This is a genomic window from Haladaptatus marinus (assembly GCF_051194195.1).
This window is the reverse complement of record NZ_JBLZNK010000009.1, coordinates 195,007-204,896: the sequence shown is the minus strand read 5'-3', so window position 1 is coordinate 204,896 and position 9,890 is coordinate 195,007. Positions and strand designations below refer to the sequence as shown.

Below are 9,890 nucleotides of genomic sequence, written 5' to 3'. Positions count from 1 at the left end.
CCCCGTCGTTTACGGCGGGGATACAGCGTTCACAAGAGCTTCGCTCTTGTGTGCGAACGAGACGCGAAGCGTCTCGTCAACGCCGGCATCGTTGTGCTTACACGTGAGACTGCCGTCTCGCAGGCCCACGGAATCGATACATTGTAGTACCCACAATGTCTAGACAATGTATATGGGACGGTTCGAAATCAACGGCCACGAAGTCGTGGACGGCGATGTACGCCCAACCGGAAACGGTGCGCACGTCTACGTTCCACGGCGGTGGCTCGGCGCGGACGTGAAAATCGTTCGTGTTTCTGAACCAGCTTCTGATTCCGACGAGTAGACCATGCGCTACAACTACCGATACAGACTCAACCCGTCCGACGCTCACCGAGAGACGTTGGACTACCACCGCGACCTGTATCGGCAAGTATACAACCATTTCCTCCACCGCCTCAACCGTATCGACGGGACGACGAAATACGACGAAATCAATCAACTGCCGTCGATGAAACAGTGGTGGGACGACCTCACCGACTTGTATTCTCGCACCCTTCAGAACGTCGTTGAGCGATTGTACACCAACCTCTCACGGTTGAAGGACGCGAAGAACAACGGTCGGAAGGTCGGCCTCCTCAAGTGGAAAGCATCAACTGAATACCGGTCGTTCACGTATCGACAGTCTGGCTTCGAACTCAAGAACACGAGTGGTCAGCCTGTTCTCCGACTTTCGAAAATCGGAGAGATACCCGTTCGAATGCACCGAGACATTCCAGATGGTGCGAAACTCAAGCAAGTCACGGTGAAGAAAGAACCGACCGGTGAGTGGTTCGCCGTCTTCGGCATCGAAACACTCGACGACCCGCCCGAGAAGCCCGATACTCTCACGGACGTAGTGGGCATCGACGTTGGAATTCTCAAATACGCGCACGATACTGATGGTACGGCAGTCGAATCGCTTGACCTGTCCGATGAGCGTGACCGACTGGAACGCGCACAACGAGACCTTTCGAGGAAACAACACGGCTCGGCGAACTACCGTACACAACAGCGTGTTGTCGCGCGTCGTCACGCAGAATTGAAACAGAAACGCCGGGACTTCTTGCACAAGTTGTCGAACTACTACGCCTACGAGTACGACCTCGTAGCCGTTGAAGACTTGAACGTTGCTGGAATGATGCGGTTCGATTCAAATTCACGCAACCGAGCATCCGCAGCATGGGGAACTTTTCTGCGGATGCTCGAATACAAGTGTGAACGCGAAGGCACGCACTACGTTCCAGTGAATCCGCGAAACACGACGAAGGAATGTGCATTCTGCGGTGTGAAGACGGACAAACCGCTGTGGGTGCGCGAACATTCGTGTCCGTCGAGCGGGTTCGAAGCGGATCGAGACGCAAACGCGGCGTGGAACATCCTTGCTCGCGGTCTCGACCAGATAGGGATGGGCTGTCCCGAATCAGCGCCTGCGGAGACTGCGCTTCCTGTGGACACTGTTGTGTCTGCACAGCGCGTCGTCGAAACAGGAAGCCCCGCTCTTTAGGGCGGGGAAGAGTCACTCCATCAAGCAACTACTCACCAAGTTCCGTAAGTCGAGAGTTCCATGCATCGACTCGTTGTGGTAGTTTGTCGCCGTCGATATCAACGAAGCCAGAGTAATCGGTGGTTCGGAAAAGCGACCGCTGCATTCCGAAAGACGATTGCATTGAACTTCCTGATTCGTTTAAAACGGTCGTAAACGGACAGCGTAATTGCGAAAAATTCCTGTGTAATATCGCTAATTTTTACCAGCGGAGGCTTTAGGGAGGGCATAAGTAAGGGAGTCGGTCACGATGAGTATTGTATGTCTATTTGGAGGCGGTACTCTCTCCAGAACGCGCGTCGGGTTCTGGAAAACCCCGAGCTTCTTCGTGGAGAAACACGACGACTACGCAAGGACGCACTGAAAGCGAACGCCTACGTATCCCGGTTGCTGAACGACGACGAGCGGATGGATGTGATGGCGGAGGACTGGGACAACCTCGTTATTCTGGACGCCTGTCGGTACGATATGTTCGCCGCGCGGGCCAATCTCGGCGACCGAGTGACGAGCAAACTCTCGCCTGGAAGCGAGAGCTGGGAGTTCATGCAGGAGAGTTTCGTCGGCCGAGAGTTCCACGACACCGTGTACATCACCTCGAATCCGCATGCGTACAAACTGCCCGATGGAACCTTCCACGCCGTCATCAACCTGTTGGACGACTACTGGGACAACGAGTTCCGTACGGTCATGCCCGAAACGATGGTCGAGCAGACCATCGCGGCCTTCGAGAAATATCCCGACAAACGCATCATCACGCATTTCATGCAACCGCATTTCCCCTTCATCGGCGAGAAAGGCCGGAAATTCAACCACGCGGGTATCGAGATGCAACTCGATTCGGACGAGCACAGCGGCGAACCGCATCCGTGGAACGCCTTGCAGTTCGGGGAGACCGACAAGGAGTCGGAGATAATCGAAGCCTACGTCGAAAATCTCAACGTGACGCTTCCGGACGTCGAGCGACTGCTGGACGAACTGCCGGGCAAATCGGTCATCACCGCGGACCACGGCAACCTCATCGGCGAGCGAACGTATCCGATTCCGATGCGAACCTTCGGCCATCCCGGTGGGTTGCACAAACGCGAGCTCATCGAGGTTCCGTGGGCGGAAATCGATTCGGACGAGCGGCGCAAAATCACGGCGGAGTCGCCCGAGACGCGCGAAGAGATGACCGACGAGGTAATAGAGGATAGATTACGGAATCTGGGCTACGCGGAGTGAAAAGACGCGACGGGCGAGACGACGAGGCGGTTATGACGAGGCGAGACGGGCGATGTACACCAAACTCAACACGTGGTCGTTCGTGTCGAAGTCGTTCGGCCCGTCGGAACCGAATCGATCGATCTCCGAAAAGCCGTACAGGTACGACTGAAGCGTGTCAGATGCCGGTTCGCTCAACCAGCCGACGTCTTCGTAGTACGAGAGCGCGTTGGCGGTGTTCTCGAAGCCGGCCTTTTCGATGAGGAAGTCGAGCCATTCGAAGACGATGACCTCGGCCCCATATCTGCTCGGAAGTAGGATCAGATAGGGTTTTTCGGGAAGCACACCGGACGCGAGCAGTTGGGTCTGCAGTTTCATCAACTCCTCTCGCTGACCGAGTCGAAAGAGGTCTTCTGCCGTCCGCTCTTCGTCGCCCGCGGAGAGGTCGAGCGGTGACTCGTCCTCGTCTGCCATCCTGCGAGGTTCCCGCAGGTCGTAGTTGGCGGGTTTGATCGTCATTCTGATGTTTCGAATACACTTCACTAGACCCATTTAACTCTTGGTACGACGGGAATCGCAAAATAAATGTCAAAAATCGCCAAGTTAGCTACTCGTCCGCCGACCCGCTACGAACTTTTCGCACGAGCGCGACGACAGCGAAAATCGTTCCCAACACACCGACGACGCTGGCAGTGCTTTGACTACGATCCGACTGCGAGTCCAAATCGTCCGTTTCGAACGCTTCCGATTCGTCCGAACCGGTACCGAATTTACGAACCAGCATCGCGATACCGGCGACAATGAGGAGGCCAACCAACGGTTTGAGCAGTGTCACAACGGAGCGTCCCGACGAGTCGGATTGCATCCTCGCACTGGCGGGTGCGGTGTCTCTGTTAGGGTACACCCGTTCTTCGACGAGTGCGGGTTTTTCGATGTTGATTTCGAAGAGCGACATCACAGTCCTTTTCGTTACCAACCATCGTTATACCTTCTGGCTTGTCGTGTGTGCGCCGTATATGTGTCCGATTTCACAAGATTCCCACCATTCATAATACCGATGGGGGCAAATTTACGTCTCCCGGTGAGTATGGCTGGATATGACGCCGCCAATCCGTGTGTTACTGGTCAATGACGAACCAGATCCCGCGGATATGACATCGCTCTTCCTCCAGCGAGAACGGGAGTTGTTCGAGACACACGCGGAGACCAGACCCACAAGTGCGCTGTCCCGCCTCGACTCCGAGCGGTGCGACTGCGTCGTCAGCGACTACGATATGCCCGAAATGAACGGACTGGAACTTCGAAGGAGCGGAACGATTGCTTCTCGACGTTTCAATCCGTCCCGTTCGTGGCAAGTCGGGCGAGGTCGAGATGCTCATCGCGGAGGGCCGCAGCGTCGAGACCCTGAAAGAGCGAGTCGAATCGCTAGAGCGAGGCGAACGACCCACGAACCGCTTCTTCGAGGGTGTGTCTAACGCCCGGACTCACAACGAGGAGGATACTGACGTAGACGACGCCACCCAGTGAAACGAGAGCCGCGAGGTCTATCCACGACCGAACGGAGACGGAAGCGCGTGCCATCCACACGACGCCGAACATGGCGAAACTCGCACCGACCTGTTCGACCATCGGGCGCGAAATCGGGACGAGACCCGATACTGTTCGTCGAAGAAACAGGAGACCGCCGAGGTAGAGCATCGTTTCGGCGACGACGGTCGCAACGACGACGCCGATAGGTCCGAACTGAAGCGTGAGCACGACGCCGAAAACGAGGTTCACCGCGACTGCAACCGCGGAAAGCCGCATTGCAACGTCCGGTCTGTCGAGTCCGTGAACCGCTTGCATGAGTGGCCCACTCTGCGTGCGGATGACGCGGTAGCCCGCGAGGCCGATCAACAGAAGCGCGGCGTTCCGATAGTCGGGGCCGTATACTGTCACGACGAGCGATTCCGAAAGCGCAAGGGACCCGAAGAAGATGGGAAACGCGAGGATTGCGGCGTATGAGATGGTGTTCGACACGTCGCGCCCGACGCCATCGCCCTGCGCGCGGCGGGCGCTCACGGTTGCCATCAGCCCTCTTCCTGCCACGTCGGCGACGAACACCGCCGGGAGCGTGAGTTTCCACGCCACTTCGTAGTACCCTGCCGACGCGGAACCGAGCAAAAAACCGAGGAGAAGGACATCGAGGCGGTCATAGGTCGTTCCGAGCACCGTCGTTGGAATGCTGTACCAGGCGTAGTCGGCGAGGCTTCGGACGAACGTCCGCGATGGAATCGCTGGTCGTGTCGAGACGAACAGGGCCACTACCGGAAGCGTCACTGCCGACGCCACAGCGAGTCCGTACACCATTCCCGCCGCCGCGATTCCGGGAATTGCGACGAACCAGATTTGTAGCGGGAGAGTAAGCACCGACCGAAGCGTGTCGTTCCACGTTGCCGCGCTGATTCGACCCCTCCCTTGAACCAGGCTTTCGAGCGTTTCGTACACCGATTCGGTTGCCAGCAACAGCACGAGGAGGAACGGGGCGAGGGCGAGTCCGGTATAGTTCCGGAGCGCGTCCTCGGCGAAAAAGACGGCAACAGCGGCGAGTACGACCCAGACGACGTTGAACAACAGTTGTGCGCCGAACGCAGGCGGGCGGAGGGCGTCGGATTCGGAGAGTCGCTTTTTCGCGGCGAGCGACCACCCGTTCATCGGTCTGTCCACGATTTTCGCCAGCGCGAACAGGAGATAGACGCCGCCGAACGCGGAGGGGCCGAGCCAACGGGCGAAAATGACAGTTCCGGCGAAACCGACCGCCGCCATCGTGAACTGGGCGACCGTCCCGCCGAGCGTTTCCCGACTAAGGCTGATTCCCGCGGCCTCGCTCATGCGTAGCCCAAATCACGGAGTTGGGCCTCGACCGCCTCCGAGACGGCCACGTCGTTTTCGACGACTCTCATTTCGAGTTCGTTCACGAGGGATTCGATTCGCTCGCGTGGCTTGTCTATTTCGCCCAGTTCGTGAAAGCCGTCCAGTGCGTCCCAGCCGTAGTAGTCGGCCGCAATCAACGCGTGCATTTCCCTGTCAAGTCGGTCGGTGTCGAACCCATCCCGAGCGAGCGACAGCCGATGACGGTCGGTCAGGCCGTGATACTCCGCCAACCGCTCCCGAACCTCCGTTCGATGATGGCCGAGCAGACAACGACCCCGCGATTCGCCGTCGAGGTCGGCGATGTCGAGCGCTGTCGCATGAACGTCGAGCAGGCTGACCGTCTCCTCGCGAGCATCGTCTAACTCGTCCCCCGCACTCCAGATGGACAGCGGAACCCGCGTCACTTCGGGATACAAGCCACAGAGATGTTCCCACGCGTCGTATTCGCCGAGGGCTTCGCCGTGGTCGGAGAGCGTAATGACGTAGTCGAACTCCTCGCGGAGTTCCGCGAAGATGGCACGATACATATCCGAGAGATACCGAACGCTGTCATCGTACGCCCGTCGAATCGTCTCCGGGTCGTCCGTTGGCCCTTCGAGCGTCGCCCGCAGACCGTTCAGTTCGGGCGGTTCGACCGTTCGATACTCCTCTGGCGGTGCGTAGGGCGTGTGAGCCTCCATCAGATTGACGAACAGAAATTCGTCGTCGCCGAACTCGGTTTCACAGACGAACTGGAGCGCTTCGGTCGCGCCGTCGTCGCGGGTCGTCGTGCCCCATCCCAAATCCCTGAGTTTGAGCAGCGCGCCACGTTTGAGCGAGGAAACCGTATCACAGTCCCCGGTCAGCACCTCGTGGAGGGCGTAAAGGTAGCGTTCAGCGCCCTGTTCCCGCGTTTCGGCGATGAAGTTGTCCCAGTCGAAAACGCTCTCCGAGAGGGCCTGTAGCCGCCAACTGCCCTCGAACACATCGAATCCGCGATGGAAATCGAACGGTCGAGAGATGTTGACGTTCGCGCTGAAAGCCCGCGTGGAGTACCCCGCATCTCGGAAGGATTCCGCGAGAACCCGCTCCTCGCAGTCAAGCAGTTGCGCCCCGGCATAAACCCCCAGTTCGCTGGCGTACTTGCCAGCGAACAGCGAGGCGTGGGCCGGGACGGTCCAGTGCGAGGTGGAGTAGGCGTTCTCGAATCGCTGGCCGGGGAGCCAGTCGAAATGATCGTCGAAGGCGTCCTTGCGAAGCGTATCGAGGACGACGAGTGCGACTTTCATCGGTATCCCAACGCCGAGAGACGGTCGGCAACTGCTGTTTCCGTCCCGTGCATCCACGACTCCGGGTCGTGCGACCCGGAGTCGGTGGCGGTGGTGATGACCCACGGAACCTCCCGCAGGACGCGAATCGGCACCCTATCCGGATGGCCGTAGACGTACCACTCGCCGAACCCGTTGCCGTGGTCGGCGGTCACCACGACGCGGTGTGCATCGAGGTTGCCGAGCAGGAGGGAAACGTCCGAAAGGACGTATCGGAGGTTTTCGCGGTAGGACTCCCAGACGCGTTCTCGCGTAAGGTCTCCTCTGCGCAGGCGTTCCCAGACGCCGACCCGACTGCCGAATTCGTCTCGGCTCATCGCATCACCCGGAATCGGGTCAGGGATGGACGGAAAATGTGGTTGCATGTAGTGGACGACGAGTTTCTCCGGGTCGTGTTCACGGCCCGCGGAAATCGCACGGTCGGTGACCGCACGGGCGGGAACCGTACCGAGTTCGTCATCCCAGCCATCGCGCCATACTTCGTCAAGCAGGGCGAAGTTCGCCGAGTCGAGATGTTGCTCGGAGTTCGGATTCGCCGTGACGTGAACCGTGTCGGAACAGTCCCGTTCTGAAAAATTCGCCCGCATCCATTCGTCGGAGCGGGTACCTGCCGATTGGAACCGACCGACGCGGTCGATAAACGAAACCTCTCCGGCGACTTCCTGCATACAATCGACGCGACAGCCATCGAGGACGACGAGCGCATCCCACGGTTGGTCGTATATCGACTCGCCGTAGTCGCGTCTGCCGCCAAGTCTGCGCAGGATACCCTTGTAGAACTCGTAGGCGGATGTATCGACGCCGCGCCAGCCGTCGTTGCGGATTCGCTCGCCGGTTTCGGCGACCCAATCGCCGAGCGTCATCGTCTCCCTCCGGCGTATCGAACCCGATCGACTGCATTCCAGACCCCTCGCCGCCAGAGCCAGTCGTTGACCCGACCGACAGTCGTATCGGGAACGATTCGCTCCTGGTAGCGCGACGGATATTCGCGCCGCAGACGTGCTTCCTTCCTGTCGTCAATGATGGCTCGTGGTCGGTCGGGGTGAAACATTGCCACGTTCGGGTCGTAGCGACAGGTTCCGTAGGATTCCATGCGCCATCCGAACTCGGTGTCGTCGCGCCATCCTGCATACTCGCTTCGGAATCCACCCGCAGAAAGCGCCGTTTCGCGGTCGAACGCGAGATTACAGCCGACGTACAGACCTTCCCCGTGATAGGTTCGCCCTCCTTCGACGCTCCCCTCGACGCACACCACATCGTCCGAGAGTGCCTCGTTCACCTGTGCTATCCAATCGTGCGGTGGGCGACAGTCGTCGTCCGTGAGTGCGACCGTGTCCGCCACCGCGGCCTCGATACCTGCGTTTCGAGCCTCACAGATGTCGAGCGTCGCGTCGTCCACCACGATCACCTCGAAGTCCGTCATCGTCTGATTGCGGAGAGTGGCGACCACCTGCTCGTGGTCGTTCGTCGGCATCGTCGGAATCACGACCGAGACCCGAGGCTCAGTGGATGTGTATGGTTTTCGTATCATTGCTATCGACTGCGGAGCGCTTCGAGGCGGCTTCCGTGTGTGTTCGCTCGACCAGGTCGAGGAGGGATTCCGCAAACGTCGTTCGGTCGTACCGTTCGGCAAACCGTTGGATTTCGCTCGGTTCGAAGTCGTCCGGGTCGAACTGCTCTATCGCGGCACGCAGTGACGCCACCGTCGGTTCAAACAGGATACCGGTCGTTCCATCCACGACCTGCTGGCGAGTGTAGCCTTCGTTGACCCCGATGAGCGGTTTCCCTGCTGACAGCGCTTCCGCACCGACGAGTCCGAAGTCTTCGTCTTTCGGAGCGTACACCACCGCGGTCGCACGAGCGACCACGTCTTCGATGGTATCCACGTAACCCAACAGGTCGATGTTATCACAGCCGCGTGCTTTCCGTTCGAGTCGTTCGCGTTCCTGGCCGTCACCCACGACGACAAGGCGTTCGTCCAGTCCCGCGAACGCATCGACGACGAGGTCAACCCGTTTGTCGGGGGAGAGTCGCGACCACGTGACGAAATACCCGTCATCGCCATCGTCGTACCAATCGCCGGTAACTGGCGGATAGATGACGACGGCGTCCCTGCCGTAGTATCGCTGGATGCGGTCGCGCACCAGTTCGCTGTTGGCGACGAACCTGTCCACGTAGTCGTTTCCCTCCTTGTCAAGGGTTCGCCACCACTTCGCGTACGCTTTCAGCGCGAACCCGACGCCGGGATAGTCGAACGCGGCGAGTCGGTCACGATAGAGGTCGTAGAGCCACCGCGGTGGACTGTGCGGATAGTGAAGCACCGTCTGCTCGACGGTCGGAACGTACGACTTCGAGAGCGGTGCACTCTCCAAGAGTACGTCGTAGGTCGCTAATTCGTCGTGCGCGTCGGTCATGTCGAACGCGACCGACAGCGTCTCCAGCGGGTTCATCCCCTCGTTTTTCCACTCCAGGAACCGCCCGGAGATGCCTCGGGTGTATTTTTTCTGGTGGATCGGCACGAAGGTCACGTCGTCCGGCAACGTGAGGCCGTCCGCGACGTACATCGTGTAAATCGGTGCATCCAGCACTCGTGCCGCCTCGATGGCGAACCGCTCCCCGCCCCCCAGACCGGGAAACCGGTCGTGCAACACGGCCGTAGAAATGGTCTGTCGGTTCTTCTTCATTAGCCCACCCCGTGGGTCTGACGGTGGTACATCGTAGTCGAATATAAATTGTATGTCAAATTTGAAAATCGTGCGCCATCTTTCTCCGCCGACCTCTCTATCGGTTTACCGTCCTCTCTGCCGGTCTATCCACCTATCTGTCCGTCCATCGCGCCGAAATACCGCTCTCGAAGGATGCAGTAGCGGTGACAATCGGACGAGAGACCTCTTCCGGTGCTTCGG

11 protein-coding genes are annotated in these 9,890 nt (G+C 59.1%); 4 read left to right on the top strand and 7 right to left on the bottom strand.

Annotated features, from left to right (window positions below; genetic code table 11):
• The first annotated feature begins 172 nt into the window (after nucleotides 1-172).
• From ACN2TU_RS26095 to ACN2TU_RS26085, 3 genes are all read left to right on the top strand, one after another.
• Nucleotides 173-325 (top strand): DUF2080 family transposase-associated protein, encoded by a 153-nt coding sequence (locus ACN2TU_RS26095; protein WP_435156202.1) that lies wholly within the window; start codon nucleotides 173-175, stop codon nucleotides 323-325.
• A gap of 3 nt (nucleotides 326-328) precedes the next feature.
• A complete protein-coding gene (locus tag ACN2TU_RS26090) occupies nucleotides 329-1,525 on the top strand; it encodes an RNA-guided endonuclease InsQ/TnpB family protein (RefSeq protein ID WP_435159682.1) in 1,197 nt (398 codons plus the stop codon).
• Nucleotides 1,526-1,825: 300 nt separating this feature from the next.
• Complete coding sequence (locus ACN2TU_RS26085; protein WP_435159680.1) at nucleotides 1,826-2,785, top strand: hypothetical protein; 960 nt, start codon at nucleotides 1,826-1,828, stop codon at nucleotides 2,783-2,785.
• A gap of 30 nt (nucleotides 2,786-2,815) precedes the next feature.
• Here ACN2TU_RS26085 and ACN2TU_RS26080 read toward each other — a convergent pair whose 3' ends face one another.
• Together ACN2TU_RS26080 and ACN2TU_RS26075 are read right to left on the bottom strand one after the other, a co-directional pair.
• The gene (locus ACN2TU_RS26080; RefSeq protein WP_435159678.1) at nucleotides 2,816-3,283 is read right to left on the bottom strand and encodes a FlaD/FlaE family flagellar protein; all 468 of its coding nucleotides are present in this window, start codon (nucleotides 3,281-3,283) and stop codon (nucleotides 2,816-2,818) included.
• An 88-nt stretch (nucleotides 3,284-3,371) separates the two neighbouring features.
• Nucleotides 3,372-3,719, bottom strand: a complete 348-nt coding sequence (locus tag ACN2TU_RS26075; protein ID WP_435159676.1) for a hypothetical protein — start codon at nucleotides 3,717-3,719, stop codon at nucleotides 3,372-3,374.
• Nucleotides 3,720-3,861: 142 nt separating this feature from the next.
• Here ACN2TU_RS26075 and ACN2TU_RS26070 point away from each other — a divergent pair, with 142 nt between their 5' ends.
• Nucleotides 3,862-4,239, top strand: a complete 378-nt coding sequence (locus ACN2TU_RS26070; protein ID WP_435159674.1) for a response regulator — start codon at nucleotides 3,862-3,864, stop codon at nucleotides 4,237-4,239.
• Here ACN2TU_RS26070 and ACN2TU_RS26065 read toward each other — a convergent pair.
• The 5 genes from ACN2TU_RS26065 to ACN2TU_RS26045 are packed head-to-tail and all read right to left on the bottom strand — an operon-like array spanning nucleotide 4,190 to nucleotide 9,668.
• Nucleotides 4,190-5,635, bottom strand: a complete 1,446-nt coding sequence (locus ACN2TU_RS26065; protein ID WP_435159672.1) for an oligosaccharide flippase family protein — start codon at nucleotides 5,633-5,635, stop codon at nucleotides 4,190-4,192. The genes ACN2TU_RS26070 and ACN2TU_RS26065 overlap by 50 nt on opposite strands.
• On the bottom strand, nucleotides 5,632-6,945 hold the full coding sequence (locus ACN2TU_RS26060; RefSeq protein ID WP_435159671.1) for a sulfatase-like hydrolase/transferase: 1,314 nt from the start codon (nucleotides 6,943-6,945) through the stop codon (nucleotides 5,632-5,634). Before ACN2TU_RS26060 ends, ACN2TU_RS26065 begins: the two co-directional genes overlap by 4 nt.
• Nucleotides 6,942-7,847, bottom strand: a complete 906-nt coding sequence (locus ACN2TU_RS26055; protein WP_435159669.1) for an alkaline phosphatase family protein — start codon at nucleotides 7,845-7,847, stop codon at nucleotides 6,942-6,944. The genes ACN2TU_RS26060 and ACN2TU_RS26055 overlap by 4 nt, the downstream gene beginning before the upstream one ends.
• On the bottom strand, nucleotides 7,844-8,458 hold the full coding sequence (locus ACN2TU_RS26050; RefSeq protein ID WP_435159667.1) for a glycosyltransferase family 2 protein: 615 nt from the start codon (nucleotides 8,456-8,458) through the stop codon (nucleotides 7,844-7,846). Before ACN2TU_RS26050 ends, ACN2TU_RS26055 begins: the two co-directional genes overlap by 4 nt.
• Nucleotides 8,459-8,486: 28 nt before the next feature.
• Entirely contained in the window at nucleotides 8,487-9,668 is a 1,182-nt protein-coding gene (locus ACN2TU_RS26045) for a glycosyltransferase (protein WP_435159665.1), read from the bottom strand.
• Nucleotides 9,669-9,890 lie beyond the last annotated feature (222 nt).